This is a genomic window from Qipengyuania sp. R86523, assembly GCF_044596365.1.
In the GTDB taxonomy this organism is placed as follows: Bacteria; Pseudomonadota; Alphaproteobacteria; order Sphingomonadales; family Sphingomonadaceae; genus Qipengyuania; species Qipengyuania citrea.
This window is the reverse complement of the sequence record NZ_CP138997.1, coordinates 1,756,417-1,772,946: the sequence shown is the minus strand read 5'-3', so window position 1 is coordinate 1,772,946 and position 16,530 is coordinate 1,756,417. Positions and strand designations below refer to the sequence as shown.

At 65.9% G+C, this 16,530-nt stretch carries 13 protein-coding genes and 1 tRNA gene; 10 read left to right on the top strand and 4 right to left on the bottom strand.

The features are described 5' to 3' along the window. On the bottom strand, positions 1-1,386 hold the full coding sequence (gene fumC / locus SJY12_RS08695) for a class II fumarate hydratase (RefSeq protein ID WP_397505101.1): 1,386 nt from the start codon (positions 1,384-1,386) through the stop codon (positions 1-3). 125 nt (positions 1,387-1,511) lie between these two features. Between fumC and SJY12_RS08690 the strand changes: the two genes are divergently transcribed. Continuing rightward, positions 1,512-3,602 carry a bifunctional (p)ppGpp synthetase/guanosine-3',5'-bis(diphosphate) 3'-pyrophosphohydrolase gene (locus tag SJY12_RS08690; protein WP_063512120.1) on the top strand — a complete coding sequence of 697 codons (2,091 nt, stop codon included), beginning with the start codon at positions 1,512-1,514 and terminating at the stop codon, positions 3,600-3,602. Further along, positions 3,599-3,961 carry a VOC family protein gene (locus SJY12_RS08685; RefSeq protein WP_397505100.1) on the top strand — a complete coding sequence of 121 codons (363 nt, stop codon included), beginning with the start codon at positions 3,599-3,601 and terminating at the stop codon, positions 3,959-3,961. The genes SJY12_RS08690 and SJY12_RS08685 overlap by 4 nt, the downstream gene beginning before the upstream one ends. Here the strand turns inward: SJY12_RS08685 and SJY12_RS08680 are convergent. Both SJY12_RS08680 and SJY12_RS08675 read right to left on the bottom strand, forming a co-directional pair. Further along, positions 3,958-4,275, bottom strand: coding sequence for a DUF1905 domain-containing protein (locus SJY12_RS08680; RefSeq protein ID WP_397505099.1), 318 nt, complete (start codon positions 4,273-4,275; stop codon positions 3,958-3,960). The genes SJY12_RS08685 and SJY12_RS08680 overlap by 4 nt on opposite strands. Beyond that, on the bottom strand, positions 4,272-5,276 hold the full coding sequence (locus SJY12_RS08675; RefSeq protein ID WP_397505098.1) for a peptidylprolyl isomerase: 1,005 nt from the start codon (positions 5,274-5,276) through the stop codon (positions 4,272-4,274). The genes SJY12_RS08680 and SJY12_RS08675 overlap by 4 nt, the downstream gene beginning before the upstream one ends. Positions 5,277-5,582: 306 nt before the next feature. Here SJY12_RS08675 and SJY12_RS08670 point away from each other — a divergent pair. Together SJY12_RS08670 and SJY12_RS08665 are read left to right on the top strand one after the other, a co-directional pair. Next, a tRNA-Ser gene (locus SJY12_RS08670) sits at positions 5,583-5,673 on the top strand. Between the two features lie 182 nt (positions 5,674-5,855). Then, a complete protein-coding gene (locus SJY12_RS08665) occupies positions 5,856-7,559 on the top strand; it encodes a diguanylate cyclase (RefSeq protein WP_397505097.1) in 1,704 nt (567 codons plus the stop codon). 80 nt (positions 7,560-7,639) lie between these two features. Here the strand turns inward: SJY12_RS08665 and SJY12_RS08660 are convergent, their stop codons facing one another. After that, a complete protein-coding gene (locus SJY12_RS08660; protein ID WP_050600979.1) occupies positions 7,640-7,900 on the bottom strand; it encodes a hypothetical protein in 261 nt (86 codons plus the stop codon). 104 nt (positions 7,901-8,004) lie between these two features. Here SJY12_RS08660 and SJY12_RS08655 point away from each other — a divergent pair, with 104 nt between their 5' ends. The 6 genes from SJY12_RS08655 (at position 8,005) to SJY12_RS08630 (ending at position 16,450) form a co-directional block, all read left to right on the top strand. Further along, a complete protein-coding gene (locus SJY12_RS08655) occupies positions 8,005-9,879 on the top strand; it encodes an ABC-F family ATP-binding cassette domain-containing protein (RefSeq protein ID WP_063505970.1) in 1,875 nt (624 codons plus the stop codon). A 70-nt stretch (positions 9,880-9,949) separates the two neighbouring features. Beyond that, a complete protein-coding gene (locus tag SJY12_RS08650; protein WP_397505096.1) occupies positions 9,950-11,023 on the top strand; it encodes an efflux RND transporter periplasmic adaptor subunit in 1,074 nt (357 codons plus the stop codon). Continuing rightward, positions 11,013-14,114 carry an efflux RND transporter permease subunit gene (locus SJY12_RS08645; RefSeq protein WP_397505095.1) on the top strand — a complete coding sequence of 1,034 codons (3,102 nt, stop codon included), beginning with the start codon at positions 11,013-11,015 and terminating at the stop codon, positions 14,112-14,114. Before SJY12_RS08650 ends, SJY12_RS08645 begins: the two co-directional genes overlap by 11 nt. Next, a complete protein-coding gene (locus SJY12_RS08640; protein ID WP_397505094.1) occupies positions 14,111-15,457 on the top strand; it encodes an efflux transporter outer membrane subunit in 1,347 nt (448 codons plus the stop codon). Before SJY12_RS08645 ends, SJY12_RS08640 begins: the two co-directional genes overlap by 4 nt. 171 nt (positions 15,458-15,628) lie before the next feature. Continuing rightward, the gene (locus SJY12_RS08635; RefSeq protein WP_397505093.1) at positions 15,629-16,138 is read left to right on the top strand and encodes a hypothetical protein; all 510 of its coding nucleotides are present in this window, start codon (positions 15,629-15,631) and stop codon (positions 16,136-16,138) included. Positions 16,139-16,156: 18 nt separating this feature from the next. Further along, positions 16,157-16,450 (top strand): PRC-barrel domain-containing protein, encoded by a 294-nt coding sequence (locus tag SJY12_RS08630; protein WP_397505092.1) that lies wholly within the window; start codon positions 16,157-16,159, stop codon positions 16,448-16,450. The last annotated feature ends 80 nt before the right edge of the window (positions 16,451-16,530 follow it).

The window sequence follows — 16,530 nt, the reverse complement described above, 5'->3', positions numbered from 1 at the left end:
TCACACCATATCGGCGGGGCGGACGAGGCGGTCGAAGGTCGGCTCGTCCACCAGCCCCAGCTCGAGGCCCGCCTGCTTGAGCGTCTGGCCGGTCTGGTGTGCATGCTTGGCAATCTTGGCGGCATTGTCGTAGCCGATCTCGGGCGCCAATGCCGTCACCAGCATCAAGGACCGTTCGACCAGCGCGGCGATCTGTTCAGTGTTCGCCTCGATCCCCTCGACGCAGCGGGTGGCAAAACCTTCCATCCCGATTGCGAGCAATTCGACCGAGCGGAGCACGTTCGACCCGATCAGCGGCATGAACACGTTGAGCTCGAAATGGCCCTGCATTCCGCCCACCGTTACTGCCTGGTGATTGCCGATCACCTGGCCCGCGACCATCGTCAGCATCTCGCACTGGGTCGGGTTGACCTTGCCCGGCATGATCGAGCTGCCCGGTTCGTTCGCGGGTAGCGACAGTTCGCCAAGGCCCGAGCGCGGACCCGATGCGAGGAAGCGGATATCGTTGGCGATCTTGTTGAGCGCCACTGCAAGCGAGTTGAGCGCGCCCGAGAAGGACACCAGCCCGTCCTTCGCAGCGAGCTGTTCGAAGGTGTTGGGCGCAGGCTCGAAAGCAAAGTCGGTGATATCGCTGATCGCGCGGGCCATATCCGCGGCCCAGCCATCGGGCGCATTGAGCCCGGTGCCGACCGCGGTGCCGCCGATCGCGAGCTTGCGGATGTCGTTCTCCAATGCGCTTTCGATCCGCGCCCGGCAGCTCTTCAACTGCGAGACATAGCCGGAAAATTCCTGGCCCAGCGTCAGCGGGGTGGCGTCCTGCGTATGCGTGCGGCCGATCTTGACGATATCGGCAAAGGCCCGCGCCTTGGCATCGAGCGCTGCCACCAGTCGGTCGAGTGCGGGCAGCAGCGCATCGCGCGACGCCAGCGCGGCGGCGACATGCAGCGCGGTGGGGAAGCTGTCGTTCGAGCTTTGCGAGCGGTTTACATGGTCGTTGGGATGGACCGGCTCCTTGCCGCCGCGCGTGCCCGCCAGCGCTTCATTGGCGATTCCGGCGATCACTTCGTTGACGTTCATATTGGTCTGCGTGCCGCTGCCCGTCTGGAAAATGGTCAGCGGGAACTGGTCGTCATATTCGCCAGCCCGGATCGCGGTGGCGGCACTTTCGATCGCCTCGGCGAGCGGTGCCTCCAGTCCGTGCTGGCGGTTGATCCGTGCCGCCGCCTGCTTGACCGCCGCCTGCGCGTGGACGATCTGGATCGGCATGCGCTGGTGCGCGGGGAAGGGGAAGTTGGTCAGGCTGCGCTGCGTCTGCGCGCCCCAATAGGCGTCGGCAGGGACTTCGATGGGGCCGATGGAATCGGTTTCGGTGCGCGTCTGGGTCATGGCCTGTCTCTCTCCGGATGATGCGATGCCACAGGTAGGATCGCTGCACGGCGCATGCCACCCGCAGCGGCCCTGCGTGAAGATTCCATCTGTTCAGGCGGGTGAAGCGCACCTATCTCGAACACATGCTGCGCCAGTACGAACTCGTTGAACGGGTCAAGGAATACGATCCCGACGCCGACGAGGCGATGCTCAACCGCGCCTATGTCTATACCGTGCAGAAGCACGGCACGCAGACCCGCGCCAGTGGCGATCCCTATTTCAGCCACCCGGTCGAAGTCGCCGGCCTGATGACCGATCTCAAGCTCGACCAGGAAACCATCGCCACCGCGCTGCTCCACGATACGGTCGAAGACACGCTGGCGACGATCGACGATATCGAGCAGCATTTCGGCAAGGATGTCGCGCGGCTGGTCGACGGGGTGACCAAGCTGTCGAAGATCGAGCAGATGCCCGAGAACGAGCGCGCGGCGGAAAACCTGCGCAAGTTCTTGCTGGCGATGAGCGAGGATATCCGCGTGCTGCTGGTCAAGCTGGGCGACCGACTGCACAACATGCGGACGCTGCATTTCATCAAGAAGCCCGAGAAGCGCCAGCGGATCGCGCGCGAGACGATGGATATCTACGCCCCGCTGGCCGAGCGCATCGGGCTGTATGAATATATGCGCGAGATGCAGATGCTCGCCTTCGAGCAGATCGAACCCGAAGCCTTCGCCACCATCACCCAGCGGCTCGACCAGATCCGCAGCGAGGATGGCGGGCAGGTCGATGCGATCGCGCTCGACATGAAACACGCCTTGCTCGAAGCCGGCATAACCACCGAGGTTTCGGGCCGCGAAAAGCACCCCTATTCGATCTGGCGTAAGATGGCCGAACGCCATGTCTCGTTCGAACAGGTCACTGACATCATGGCCTTTCGCATCATCTGCGAGGACGTGGCCGACTGCTACCGCGCGCTGGGGGTGCTGCACACGACGTGGCAGTTTCTCCCGGGCAAGTTCAAGGATTACATCTCCACTCCGAAGAACAACGGTTACCGCTCGCTCCACACTTCGCTGATCTACGGCAAGTCGATGCGCGTCGAAGTGCAGATCCGCACGCGCGAGATGCACCGGGTGAACGAATTCGGCTTCGCCGCGCACTGGGCCTACAAGCAGGATGGCCGGCCCGACGGGCAGGTCGGCTGGCTGCGCGACCTGATCGAGATCGTCGATGCCAGCCACGATCCCGAAGAGCTGCTCGAGCACACGCGGATGGCGATCTACCAGGATCGCATCTTTGCCTTCACTCCCAAGGGGGCGCTGTTCCAGTTGCCCAAGGGCGCCACCCCGGTTGATTTCGCCTTTGCCGTGCACACCGATCTGGGGGCGCAGACGGTGGGGGCCAAGATCAACGGGCGGCACATGCCGCTGCGCACGCAGCTCAACAATGGCGACGTGGTCGAGATCATCAAGAGCGACAATGCCGATCCGCAGCTGTCGTGGCTGGGCTTTGTCGTGACCGGCAAGGCGCGCGCTTCGATCCGCCGCGCGGTGCGGCTCAAGGAACGCGCCGAAGTGGCGGAAATCGGGCAGAAGCTGTTCGACGAGATCGCGCTGCGCGTGCCCGCGAAGATCGGCAAGAAGGCGCTGCGCGAAGCGATCAAGCGGCTCGAGATGGAGGACGAGGAAGACCTCTATTACGCAATCGGGTCGGCCAAGATCGAGGATCGCGCGGTGATGGAGGCACTGGTCCCCGGCTGCACCGCAGAGCTCGAGAACGAGCCCGACTGGGCCAAGAGCGGCAAGGCGCTGTCGATCCGCGGCCTGACGCCCGGCATGGGCTTCCAGCTGGCCCATTGCTGCCACCCGGTTCCGGGCGACCGGATCGTCGGCGTGCGGCGGCCCAACGAAGGGGTCGAAGTGCACACGATCGACTGCGCACACCTTGCCAACGGGATCGACAGCGACTGGCTGGATCTGTCCTGGGGCAAGCGTTCGCGCGGGGCAGTCGGCCGCATGCGCGTCACGCTCTACGACCGGCCCGGGACGCTCGCGGAAATGGCAGGCATCTTCGCGCAGAACCACGTGAATGTGACGAGCCTCGACCAGACCCAGCTCGATCACCCGTTCACCACTTACGAGATCGACCTGGAAGTGCAGGACGTGCCCCATCTGTCGCGCATCCTCAGCGCCCTGCGGGCCAGCGATTCGATCGCGCAGGCCGAACGGGTGTGAGCGCGCCGCTGGGCATCGACCATGTCCAGCTGGCGATGCCGGAGGGCGGCGAAGACCGGGCCCGCGCGTTCTACACCGATCTGCTCGGCTTGCGTCAATTGGCCAAGCCGTCCAACCTTTCCCCGGCCGGGTGCTGGTTCGAATGCGGCGCGCTGCAGCTGCACCTGGGGGTCGACCCCGATTTCCGCCCGGCGCGCAAGGCGCATCCGGCGCTGCTGGTCGCCGATCTGGCAGAGTTTCGCGCCAGGCTTGCGCAAGCGGGAGCAATCATCAGGGAAGACAAGCCGATGGCGGGGTATCATCGCTGCTTTACCGAAGACCCTTTCGGCAACCGTATCGAGTTGATGCAGAAGCTCTAGACGGGTCGCAGCGTGACCGCGACCGGGTCGCCCTCGGCGAGTTTCTCGGCCTTGCGCACCGGTGCCTTGACCGGCAGCATCCAGCCGCCCTCGTCGCGTGGAAAGCAGGATGTCTGCCAGATGGTTTCACCGATGCATGCCTCGACCTTGAGCGAGCGGAACCCGCGTTTGCCGCCCAGTTCGAGCCGCCACATCGCTTCGGTTGCCGACAGGCTCTCGCCCGCTTCGCCCTCGATTGTCACGAAGAACCAGCTGACGCCGTTCTTCGCGGACCAGCGCCAGAGCGGCGCGGTGACGGATACGCTCTCGCTCAATCGGCCACCCGGCGCACGGGCACCGGGATGTTGCAGATATCCGCGCCGCCTGCGGGATGGATGAAGAACGGGTCGCGGCGGTTGGCGCGCGCATCGGCATAGCGCGCGAAGGTTTCGCCTTCGGTGGACAGATATTCGAACGCAGGCCGCTCACTATCGGGCAGGTCGCTGGCGACGCGCACCGAGACGATGGGCGTGCGCTTGTCCGCTTCCTCGGCAGTGTAGAAGCCCAGCGCGCCCGAACCGCGCGGCAGCGAAGACAAGTGCTCCATCCCTTCCACCACGCGCCCGACCAGTGCGATGTTGCGGTCGAGGTGGCGCGGTGCATGGCCGATAACGGTATAAAGCTCTGCGCCGCTGCCGGTATCGGGCGAATAGCCACGTCCGACGCCGACCGTGCCGTAGCAATGGACCGGCCAGGCGACCGGTTCGTCATCCGTCATCGCGATCGGCCAGCCGTCGAAAAAGGCATGTGCCCTCGCATAGGGATCGGCCCGGTAGAGGGTGTTGGGGTCGCTGGGGGCCACGCGGGAAGCAGCGGTTTCGAAATTGGTGCGGATCTTAGCGATCGCAGGTTCGTCCAGCCTCGCCGAATATTCGTTTTCGGGTACGGCGGCGAGGTTGGCCGGCAAAGCTTTCGCCTCGCCCCCGGCCTCGGGATTGTCGTAGTTCGGATCGCCCCACTGGACGACATAATTGTCCTGCACGCGGTTGACCGCTGTGCCGTCGTACCATTCGGTGCGGGCGAGCGTGCGGATGTTCCCGACCCAGCCTTGGCTGAAAGGTGCGGGCATCAGCTGGATCACCACCTCGCGCGCGGTGCCGTCTGGCGCGGAGGCCAGCGTCATTACAAGCAAGTCCTCCGGGGCAATGGTGGTCCATTCCGCCGCAGGTGCCTGCGCGACGATTTCGCCCGGCGAAGGCGGCGCGGCCTCGTCCTGCGCCTGCGCGGGAGCAGCAAGCGCGAGCAGCGCGGCGAACGGAAAAAGCGATTTGGTCATCTGCAGGGGAGTGCCACCCGCTCCGGCAAAACGAAAGCCCCCTCTCGCGCATTGTACGGACGGGAGGGGGCCTCGTGGCGGTGTTCGCAGGGGATGCCTGATCCGCGCAGCACCGACGCGCAAATGGATCATAGCACGAAATCGGGCCTTGGCGCCATACTGCCCGCGCATTGGCTTGCGATTCGCATCGGGCGCCGCTAGACGCGCGGCTCTTTTGCGGCGCTACCGCGCTGTGCGCTTGAGCGCCGATCGGGTTTTGCCCATCGTCCTCGAGCAGCGAAGCGGTAGGGTAGCCAAGGAGAATGCGGAGCAGTGGCCGAGTGGTCGAAGGCGCACGCCTGGAAAGTGTGTATACGGTAACCCCGTATCGAGGGTTCGAATCCCTCCTGCTCCGCCACCCACTTTTTCGAGCGGAATGGCGCCCAGTGGTGCCGATCAGCCGCAGTTCGGCGGGACAATCGGGGAAATTCCGCCTCGGTGATTGCATTCGCTCCGTATCTGTTAACTAGAAACGGCGCGGGGTCGCTGCGTGTCGTTCGGCGTCTGGATCGCCGCGATGGCTTTGGTTCGGGGGGCGGAATGAAGGCAGGGCTGGGCAGTCTGCGGCGCACGCTATGGGTCATGGCGGTGGCCTGCGCCCTGATCGCGGGACCCCGCCTGGCCGCGCAGCCACCGGCCGGCACCTGCTTCGCCGTCACTTCTTCGGTCGCCGCGCCCGATCGGTCCGATCTGCAGTGCGCCGGGGCGCCGGCCGGCTATCGCGGCAGCGTCCTGTGGCTGCGGCTGCCGGTTCCCGCCAGCCAGTCCCGCGATGCGTCGCTGGCGATGCACACCACGCGGTTCGAGCGAATGAGCGTGATGTTCGAATATGCCGATACGCTCGGTCCGCGGCAGGCGATCGGCCGGGGGGATTTCGCCGACAGCTGGCATATTGGCGGGCAGGTCGCTTTTCGCGCGCGCGGCGACCAGCCCGCATCGGCGGTCTGGCTGCGGATCGCGGGGCTGGAGGATTACAACCTGCTGTCGCTGCGCATAGTGTCCGCGCAGGCTGCCCAGCGTCAGTTCGAGCTGACGGCATTTGCCATCGGCGCCGCGTTGGCGCTGCTGGGCATAGCCGCCCTGTTCAACATCGGCCTCGCCGCCAGCATGCGGCGCAGCTTCTTCCTGTGGCATGGCGGCTGGGCTGCGACCGTGATGGTCTGGGGCCTGGTCTGGTCCCAGGCCGGACTGGCGGTCTTTCCTGCAGCCGCGGGCACGGTGTCGGCGCGGCTGGCAACGGTGCTTGCCTGCCTGGCGATCATGTTCGCGACCTTCGCCACCGCATCCGCCTTGCGCGACGCGCTGCCCCGCTGGCCGCTGCGTCTGCTGGGCGCGCTCGGGGTGCTTGTCCTCGCGGCAGGCCTCGCCAGCGGTCTGCCCGGCGTCGATATCGGCCAATTCGCGCCGGTGCTGATGATCGGCACATTGTCATCGCTTGCTCTGGCCACCGCCTGTATTGCCGCGGGGTGGAGGAAGGGCCACGGCGCCGCCCGCGATCTGGCGATCAGCTGGGCGATCCCCATGGTGACGCTGGCGATGACCCAGATCGTCGATCTCGACGCGATCCTGTGGGGCGGGGGCGACAAGGTCCTGATGCTGTATGCTTCGGCGCTGCAGGTCGTGTGCCTGACCGGTTTCGCGACCGTGCGGCTGCGCGCCCTGCGGATGCAGCGCGATCGGGCGGTGGAGATCGGCAAGGCCCTGGCCGAACTTGCCGAACGCGATCCGCTTACCGGCCTGCTGAACCGCAGAGGCTTCCTCGGCAAATACGCCGAGGCATTCGGCGGCGCGGCCGGCAGGCCCGTCGGCCTGCTGCTCATCGACGTTGACAAGTTCAAGGCCGTCAACGACGAGTTCGGGCATCAGGCGGGCGACGAGGTGCTCGTGACGCTCGGGCGCCGGCTGGCATCGTTCGAGGACCGTTTCGGCTGCCGCGCGGGCAGGCTGGGCGGCGAGGAATTCGTTCTGGGGGTGAGCGGGGTTGCCGATGGCGGGCTGGTCGAGCTTGCGGAAACGGTGCGGTCCGAACTGGCGGAATGCGATTTCGGCGTAACCGCGCCGGGGCATCGGATCAGCGTCAGCATCGGCGTGGCGCAGGGCGCGGCCGACCGGCCGTTCCAGGCGCTGTACCGGAAAGCCGACGAAGCACTCTATGCCGCCAAGCGCGAAGGCCGCAACCGGGTGGTCTGCGCCGATCGCGATATCGATAGCGACCACGCACCGGCGTTGCAGCAGGTGTCCTGACTGGTTTTTCAGCGCGCGGCTGCACTGGCTCAAGGGTGTGGTAGTGCTGCGGCAACGTCCACACCGCTACGGCCTCCGCGCTACTCGGGAGCCTGCGCCGCGAGCATATCCATCATAGTGCGCGCGGCATCGCGGTCGGCGGGGTCTTCGAAGGCGACGTCCAGATCCGGTGCGGCATCGAGCATGTAGAGCAGGGTCCACAGCGCGAAGCGGTGGCCACGATCGCGTTCGAGCCCGAAATCGACGCGCATTCGCTCGACCCCGGCGGGGAGCGCGGCCGGATCGACCTCGGCCAGGTCCTGGGTGCCGAAATAGCGTTGCAGCAGGTCTTCCATCTTCATTCCACCGCGCTAGCGGACCGGGCGGATCGTGCAAGGCGCTTGCACCCCGCTGCACGGCGGCAGAATTGCTTTGGGGAACGGCAATAGGCTGTTAGGGGCCGCGCATGCTTACCATCGACGGTGTCACAGTGCGGCTTGGCGGCCGGACCATTCTCGATCGCGCCAGCGCTGCCGTGCCGGTGGGCGCGCGTGTCGGGCTGATCGGGCGCAACGGCGCCGGCAAGTCGACGCTGATGAAAGCGCTGATCGGCGAAATCGAACCCGACGAGGGCGAGATCGCCAAACCGTCGCGCGCGCGGATCGGCTATATCGCGCAGGAAGCCCCCAGCGGGACGATGACGCCCGAGGAAGTGGTACTGGCTTCGGCCACCGAACGCGCCGAGCTGCTGGCCGAACTGGAAACATGTACCGATATGTACCGGATGGGCGATGTCCATGATCGCCTGCTCGCCATCGATGCCTACAGCGCGCCGGCGCGCGCAGCGAAGATCCTCAACGGGCTAGGCTTCGACGAGGAGATGCAGCAACGTCCGGTGGAAAGCTTTTCCGGCGGCTGGAAGATGCGCATCGCGCTCGGCGCGCTGCTGTTTTCCGAACCCGATATCCTGCTGCTCGACGAACCGTCGAACCACCTCGATCTCGAAGCGACCTTGTGGCTCGAGAACTTCCTCAAGTCCTATCCTGCCACGCTGCTGGTGATCAGCCATGAACGCGACCTGCTGAACAAGGTGGTCGACCATATCCTGCATCTGCAGGGCGGGGCGCTGACGCTGTACAATGGCGGATACGACGCGTTCGAAAAGCAGCGCGCCGAGCGGGCGGCCCAGCTGGCGGCGGCCAAGGCTTCGCAGGATGCACAGCGCGCGCGATTGCAGGATTACGTCGCCCGCAACAGCGCGCGTGCATCGACTGCCAAACAGGCGCAGTCGCGTGCCAAGATGCTGGCCAAGATGCAGCCCGTCGCCGCGATGATGGAAGACCCGACGCTCACTTTCGGATTTCCCGATCCGGCGGAACTCAAATCCCCCATGATCACGCTTGAACAGGCGGCCGTGGGCTATGGCGATGCCCCGCCGATCCTGAAGCGGCTGAATTTCCGGATCGATGCCGACGATCGCATCGCGCTGCTGGGTCGCAACGGCAACGGCAAGACCACGCTGGCACGGCTGCTGGCTTCGCAGCTCGACCCGGTGGAAGGCGAAGTGAACGCCCCGGGGCGGCTGAAGGTAGGCTATTTCACCCAGTACCAGGTCGAGGAACTGGCCGGTGAGGACACGCCGCTCGACCTGATGAACCGCGCGATGGAGGGCGCGGCGCAGGGCGCCGTTCGCGCGCAGCTGGGGCGGTTCGGCTTTTCGGGCGCGCGGGCGCAAACGCGGGTCGACAAGCTGTCGGGCGGCGAACGGGCGCGTCTGGCACTGGCCCTGATCACCCGCGATGCGCCGCACCTGCTGATCCTGGACGAGCCGACCAACCACCTCGATGTCGATGCGCGCGAAGCCTTGATCCAGGCGCTGAACGATTACTCGGGCGCGGTCATCCTCATCAGCCATGATCGCCACATGGTCGAACTGACGGCGGACCGTCTGGTGCTGGTGGATGATGGCACCGCGCGCGAATATTCCGGCAGCATGGAAGATTACATCGATCTGGTGCTGGGCCGCAAACCGGCGAAGAACGGCCGCGGCGATGCGGCCAGCAAGGCGCGCGGCAGCAATGGCACCAATATCATTGCCCGGACGCGCACGGCCAAGGCGGAACTGGCGAAGGCCGAACAGGCGATGGCGCGGCTGACCGCCGATGTCGAGCGGCTCGACAGTGCCATCCTCGAACAGGGGACGGCCGGGGCGAGACCGGGCGGCGGGGCGAGCATCGAAAGCCTCCTCGCCCAGCGCGCGGAAGCGGCCGATGCTCTCGCCGAAGCCGAAGCGGCATGGCTGGCCGCCGGGACCGAACTGGAAGCCATCGAACAGGGCTGACACAGAAGCGCTTCCCCCCCGAGGCCTTATTCGTTACCTGCGCAGCGTGTCCGCCGCGTCTTTCCGTACAATGGCTTGCGCCGCACTGCTGCTTGTCACCGCCTGCGGTGAAGCAGAACGCGATCCTGCGCGCGAGGCGGTGCCGGTCGTTGCGCAGGACATCAGCGTGCTTCCCGAACAGATCGAGATCGAAGCCATCGGCTCGGCCCGCGCGGCAACATCGGCGGAGATTTTCGCCGAAACGGCGGGGCGAGTGACCGCAGTGCTGTTCGCGGCGGGCGATTTCGTGCGCAAGGGCGAGGCGCTGGTCCGGCTCGACGCGCGGCAGGAACGCCTCGCGGTCGAAGCGGCACAGGTGCAGGTGCAGGAAGCCGACCAGTTGCTGGGCCGGTATCGCCGCATCGAGGATACCGGTGCGCTGTCCGAAAGCCAGATCGAAGCCGGCGTGACCGCGCTCGCTTCGGCGCGCGTGGCGCTGGAACAGGCGCAGACGGCGCTGGCCGACCGGACAGTCCGCGCGCCGTTCTCGGGCCACGTCGGCCTGACCGAAGTCGATCCCGGTGACCGCGTCAACGATTCCACGCCGATCACGCAGATCGACCAGCGCGGCACGCTCTATGTCGATTTCCCCGCGCCTGAATCGGTCTTCAATGCGCTGCGTCCCGGTCAGGTTGTCCAGGTCGTGCCTTTTTCCGATACGACGCGGACCATCGACGCCCGCGTGGTGGCGACCGACAACCGGATATCGCAGGACAGCCGCGATTTCATCGTGCGCACCGCCATCCCTAACGAGGGCGACCGCCTGCGCCCCGGGATGAGCTTCCGCGTGGTATTCACCCGCAATGGCGAAGCACGTCCGGTGGTCCCCGAGGAGGCCATCGTATGGGGCGGGGATGGATCGCACCTGTTCGTCATTCGCGAAGGCGCAGCCAGGCGCGTCCCGGTGACGATCACCTCGCGGCGCGAAGGCGAGGTCTTCGTGGATGGCGAATTCGAGCGGACCGACCGGGTGATCGTCGAAGGGGTGCAGAAGGTGCGCGATGGGCAGGCCATCCGCGTGGTGGGCAGCGGGAATGCGGACCGGCAGGATGTCGAGGTCCGCCAGCCCCGATCGGGCGCTGCTGTAGCCGCCGATGAAGGATAGGGCCGACCTCCCCATGCTGGCGGTGAAGCGGCCGCTGCTGATCGGCGTGCTCAACCTGCTGATCGTGATTGCGGGTATCGCTGCGCTGATGGGCGTCGAGGTTCGCGAGCTCCCCAATGTCGACCGGCCGGTCGTGTCGGTCACCGCCAGCCTGCCCGGCGCTGCACCCGAGACCATGGATTCCGAGGTCACGAGCCTTCTCGAAGATGCCGTCGCGCGGGTTTCGGGCGTGCGCCAGATCCGCGCGTCGAGCGAGGAGAACAACAGCCGCATCCGTGTCGAATTCAATCCCGGCACCGATCTCGATACCGCTGCCTCCGACGTGCGCGAGGCGGTCAGCCGGACGACCCGCGACCTGCCCGAGCGCGTCGAGCAGGTGACGGTGGTCAAGGCGGACCAGGACGCGCAGCCGATCATGACGCTGGCCGTGCTGTCGGACAGCTACGACCAGGCCTCGCTGACGCGGCTGGTGGAAAACGACATCGTGCCCGAACTGCTCGCCGCCGAAGGGGTCGCCAGCATCGAACAGTTCGGCACCCGCGCCCGGCAGATGCGCGTGTCGGTCGACCCGGCACGGCTCAACCGCTTCGGGCTGACGATGACCGATGTCGCCGCGGCACTGCGGGGGGCCCCCTTCGACGTGCCGGTCGGCTCGTTCCGCTCGGACGCGCAGGAACTGGTGGTGCGCGCCGAAGCCAGCGCAGTCGATCCCGCGCAGATCGAGAATGTCGTCATTTCAGGCACCACTCGCGTCGGCGACGTCGCGCAGGCGGATTTCGCCCCCGCCAATGCGACCAACTTTGTCCGCCTCGACGGACAGCCGATCGTCGGGCTGGGCGTGGTGCGGCAGGCCAGCTCGAACACGATCGAGATATCCAGCGCCATTCGCGCGGATGTCGAACGCCTGAACGCGCGGTTCGACGATGTCCGGATCGACGTGGTGTCGGACGATGCGCAGTTCATCCGCATTTCGGTCCGCGAAGTGCTGATCACGCTGGCCTTCACCATCGCTGTGGTCATCGGCACCATGCTGGTGTTCTTCCGCGCCTGGCGACCCACCGTCGTGCCCAGCGCCACCATCCCGGTCGCGCTGGTCGGGGTGATCGCGGGCATCTGGCTGATGGGCTTTTCAATCAACTTGCTCACGCTGCTGGCGCTAGTGCTGGCGACCGGGCTGATCGTCGACGATGCCATCGTGGTACTGGAAAACGCGCAGCGGTTGCAGAACAAGGGGCTGGGCCGGCGCGCGGCGGCGGTGCTGGGTACGCGGCAGGTCTTCTTCGCCGTCGTGGCGACCACGGCGGTGCTGGTTTCGGTGTTCGTCCCGATCAGCTTCCTGCCGTCCGAAGCGGGGCGGCTGTTTCGCGAATTCGGCTTCGTGCTGGCCGTGTCGGTGATCATTTCCAGTTTCGTCGCGCTGTCGCTGGTCCCGGCACTGGCGGCGAAATTCGACCTGGCGACTGACGACAGCGCGCCGGGCAGGCTGGCGGGCTGGGGTCATGCGGCGAACCACCGCTATGAAAGCGCGCTGCGCCGGTGTCTCGACCGGCCCAAGCTGGTTGGGGCGGTGTCGGTCGCGCTCGCGGTGCTGGCAGCGCTGCTTTACACCCAGCTCGATAACGAACTGGTCCCCGACGAGGATCGCGGCGTCATCACGATCGACGCGACGGGCCCCGACGGGGTCGGCATCGATTTCATGGATGGCGAGCTCGACGAGGTGGAGCAGGTCATCGCGCCGTATCTTGCCAGCGGCGAGATCGAAAGCACCTTCTCGATCGTCGGCCGCTACGATCCCAATCGTGTCCGGGTGACTGCACAACTCGCCGACTGGAGCGAGCGCGACCGCAGCCAGACCGAGATTGTCGAGGAACTCAACCCGCCGCTGCAGGAAATTCCCGGATCGCGCACCAATGCCCGGGGCCGCGGCACGCTGAGTTTCGGCGGCGGGGGCGACGGTATCGAGGTGGCGCTGACCGGCGCCGAATACCCGACGATCTACGCGTCCGCGCAGGCGCTTGCCACGGCGATCGACACCCGCTCCGAAATCCTTTTCAATCCCGACATTTCGTACCAGCCGACACAGCCGCAGCTCTCGGTACAGATCGATCGCCAGCGCGCTTCGGATCTCGGCGTCGAGCTGGACGACCTGGCGCAGACGCTGCGCGCGATGGTCGGCGGCGACGATCTGGTGGATCTCAACGTCGGCGACCAGGCGGTCCCGATCTTCCTCACCGCCCAGGCCGTGAGTGTCACCAATCCGTCGGACCTGCGCAATCTCTACGTCCGCGGGTCGGGCGGGGCGTTGATCCCGCTGTCCAGCGTCACCGTGATCGAAGAGCAGGGCATCGCCGCCGAACTCGACCGCACCGAACAACGGCGTGCAATCGAGGTCTCCGCGGATATTGCAGCCGGTACGCCGCTGCGCGATGCGGTCGACGAGATTGAGCGGTTGGGCGAGGAAGCGCTGGGGCCGGGGATCGACATGCTGCTGCAGGGCGATGCGGCGAGCCTCGAGGAAGCGTCGAGCGATCTGCTGCTGACCTATATCTTCGCGCTGGTGATCGTGTTCCTGGTGCTGGTGGCGCAATTCGAAAGCGTGACCAGCGCATTGGTGGTACTGCTGACCATTCCCTTCGCGCTTGCCGCGGCAGTATTCGCGCTGTTCCTGTCGGGGGTCTCGCTGAACATCTATTCGCAGATCGGGCTGGTGATGCTGATCGGGCTGATGGCGAAGAACGGCATCCTGATCGTCGAATTCGCCGACCAGTTGCGGCACCAGGGGCACAGCGTCCGCGAAGCGGTAGAGGAAGCCGCCGCGATCCGCCTGCGGCCGATCGTGATGACGCTGATCTCGACCGTGTTGGGCGCCCTGCCGTTGATCCTCGCCAGCGGCGCGGGTTCCGAAGCACGCCAGTCGATCGGCTGGGTGATTTTCGGCGGACTGGGTATCGCGGGCATCTTCACGCTGTTCCTGACCCCGGTCATCTATCTGGCCATCGCGCGCTACGGGAACCCGCGCAATGTCGACCTCGCCCGCCTGCACAAGGAAATCGACGAGGTCGACGAGGATCTTTCCGTGGCGCAGCTATGAAGCACCCCGGTGCAATTCTGCCCCTCGCGCTGGCGATGTCCGGCTGCGCCGGTAGCGAACCGGTCGCAATCGCGCCGCCCATCGCTGCCCCGGCTGTCTATGCGACCGATCTGCCCGCTGCCGGGTTGCAGGAAGAATGGTGGCTCGGCTTCGGTGACCCGGTGCTCGACCGGCTGATCCGGCGCGGTCTGGAAGCTAATCTCGATATCGATGCCGCGTCCGGACGGCTCGCCGCCGCGGCCGCCCTGTTGCGCGCGGAACGGGCGGACCGGCTGCCGGGGCTCGACGGATCGGCCGAAATCGGAACCACGCTGGTGGGCGAGGGAGAGGATACGGCGGCGGCCGGCCTGTTCGCCCTGTTCGAACCCGATCTGAATGGGCGGCTGGCAGCCGAGGTGCGCGCCGCCGTGGCCGATTACGCCGAGACGAACTATCTGCTGGCCGAGCAGCGCCGGCTGGTCGCTGCTGCGATCGCCAGCCAGTATATCGAATACCGCCGGACGCAGACGCAACTCGACCTGCTCGAACAATCGACCGACCTGCAGGACCAGACGCTGCGCATCGTCACCCTGCGGTTCGAGGCCGGACTGGCTGCCAATCTGGACGTGCGCCGCGCGGCAGCGGACCTCGCCCAGACCCGGGCTCGCCGGGGATTGGTCGAGATTGCCCGCGCCAATGCGCTCAGCGCGCTCGCGATCCTGCTGGCAGAGCCCCCCGGGGCCTTCGCGATCGAGCCGCTCGCCGATGGATCCCGGATACCCGGATATGGCGCGGGGCCGCCAGCGGGCGTGCCCGCCGACCTGCTTCGCCGGCGGACCGATATCCTCGCTGCCGAAGCGCGGCTCGCGCGGGCGGCCGCCGAGATCGGAATCGAACAGGCGGATCTGCGCCCGTCGCTGACGATACCCGGTGAAATCGGCATCGGCGACGGGCTGCTGAGCGGGCTGTTCGGCGATTTCCTGATCGGGATAGCCACCGCGATCGACATTCCGATCTTCGACGGCGGACGCCGCCGTGCCGAAGTCGCTGCGGCCGAGGCCGTGGCCGAGGCACGCGTGGCCGAATATCGCGCCACGTTCCTCAACGCGCTGGGCCAGGTCGAGAATGCGCTGGTATCGATCGAGGCCTATCGCCAGCGCAATGCCGCGCTCACCGAAGCGATCGACCAGAGCGAGACCGCGCTCGCACAGTCGAACGCGCTGTACCGCGAGGGCCTGGCCTCCCTGTTCGATGTGCTCGATGCGCAGCGCCAGCTGATCGCCAGCAGGCAGGCGCTGATCGACAGCGAGGCGGCACTGGCCAGTTCCTTCGTCGCTTTTCATTCGGCTATCGGATCGCAGTAAACGCCGCCCGCATTACTCGCGCTGCGGCTGCCGTATCCTAAATCCCCCGCGTCCTTAAAGTCACCGGGTTGGAGCCACCGTATCCGGTGAAGAAATTCTCTTTCGGAACGAACGGCTTGGCTGCTCGCTGATAGACTGCGCTCATCCCGCGCAGGCAACAGGAGGAAACTTATGGCTGAAATTCCAGTCGAGAAGAAATCATCGATGACGTGGCTCTGGCTGCTACTGGCAGCAATACTCGCAGCGTTGCTGATCTGGTGGATCACCGCCGACGAAGACGATGCCGATCCCGTGCTCGCCGAGACCCCCATCGAAGCCGACGCAGGTGCCGATCCGATGCCGATGACGCTGGCTGCCATCTTGGCCAATCCCCAGTCGTATATCGGACAGGAATTCGCAGGCGAGGTGAGCGTTGCCGGACCGCTGACCGACCGGGGCTTCTGGGTTGAGAACGACGGCGCGCGGATGTTCGCGTTGATCATCGACGAACCCCGCGAAGTCGAGATCGACATCAATCCCGGACAGGAACTGCGCATTTCGGACGGCATGATCCGCGAAGGCGGCGAAGTCTCCGATGTCGAGGGTGTTCCGCTCGATGACGACACTCTCGCGGTTCTTGCCGATCAGGACGTGTTCCTGATTGTCGACGAGGACAATGTCGAGATCCTCGAGCGTCCGTAAGACTAGAAAGGACCTATTATGAAGAACGATGATCGCTTCGGCGAACTCGAAGCCCTCAATTCCTGGCAACTCGTCCATGACGAGCAGGACATCCGTGGTTGCACCGTGGCCTCGGTCACGGGGACGCATTACGGAACAATCGAGGATATGCTGGTGGACAAGGAAAAGGAACATGTCGCAGCCGTACGGCTCGACGATGGCCGGATTGTTGCCGCCGACAATCTCGAAATCAGGGGCCGGGACGTGATCTATCACGACGACCTCGCCGCGTCCCGGGTGAATTACACCAAGGTACGCCGGCCGGCCGTCTGATTTTCAGGCCGCATAGCGGGGGATCGCGATGCGCGGTTCCCCCGTTCCCGGACCCGCCAGAAGGTCGAGCCATCACGATT

Bases quoted from the DNA above. Each gene is read 5' to 3' on its own strand.
- fumC (WP_397505101.1), bottom strand. From the start codon at position 1,386: ATGACCCAGACGCGCACCGAAACCGATTCCATCGGCCCCATCGAAGTC.
- SJY12_RS08690 (WP_063512120.1), top strand. From the start codon at position 1,512: ATGCTGCGCCAGTACGAACTCGTTGAACGGGTCAAGGAATACGATCCC.
- SJY12_RS08675 (WP_397505098.1), bottom strand. From the start codon at position 5,276: ATGACCAAATCGCTTTTTCCGTTCGCCGCGCTGCTCGCGCTTGCTGCT.
- SJY12_RS08665 (WP_397505097.1), top strand. From the start codon at position 5,856: ATGAAGGCAGGGCTGGGCAGTCTGCGGCGCACGCTATGGGTCATGGCG.
- SJY12_RS08660 (WP_050600979.1), bottom strand. From the start codon at position 7,900: ATGAAGATGGAAGACCTGCTGCAACGCTATTTCGGCACCCAGGACCTG.
- SJY12_RS08655 (WP_063505970.1), top strand. From the start codon at position 8,005: ATGCTTACCATCGACGGTGTCACAGTGCGGCTTGGCGGCCGGACCATT.
- SJY12_RS08650 (WP_397505096.1), top strand. From the start codon at position 9,950: ATGGCTTGCGCCGCACTGCTGCTTGTCACCGCCTGCGGTGAAGCAGAA.
- SJY12_RS08645 (WP_397505095.1), top strand. From the start codon at position 11,013: ATGAAGGATAGGGCCGACCTCCCCATGCTGGCGGTGAAGCGGCCGCTG.
- SJY12_RS08640 (WP_397505094.1), top strand. From the start codon at position 14,111: ATGAAGCACCCCGGTGCAATTCTGCCCCTCGCGCTGGCGATGTCCGGC.
- SJY12_RS08635 (WP_397505093.1), top strand. From the start codon at position 15,629: ATGGCTGAAATTCCAGTCGAGAAGAAATCATCGATGACGTGGCTCTGG.
- SJY12_RS08630 (WP_397505092.1), top strand. From the start codon at position 16,157: ATGAAGAACGATGATCGCTTCGGCGAACTCGAAGCCCTCAATTCCTGG.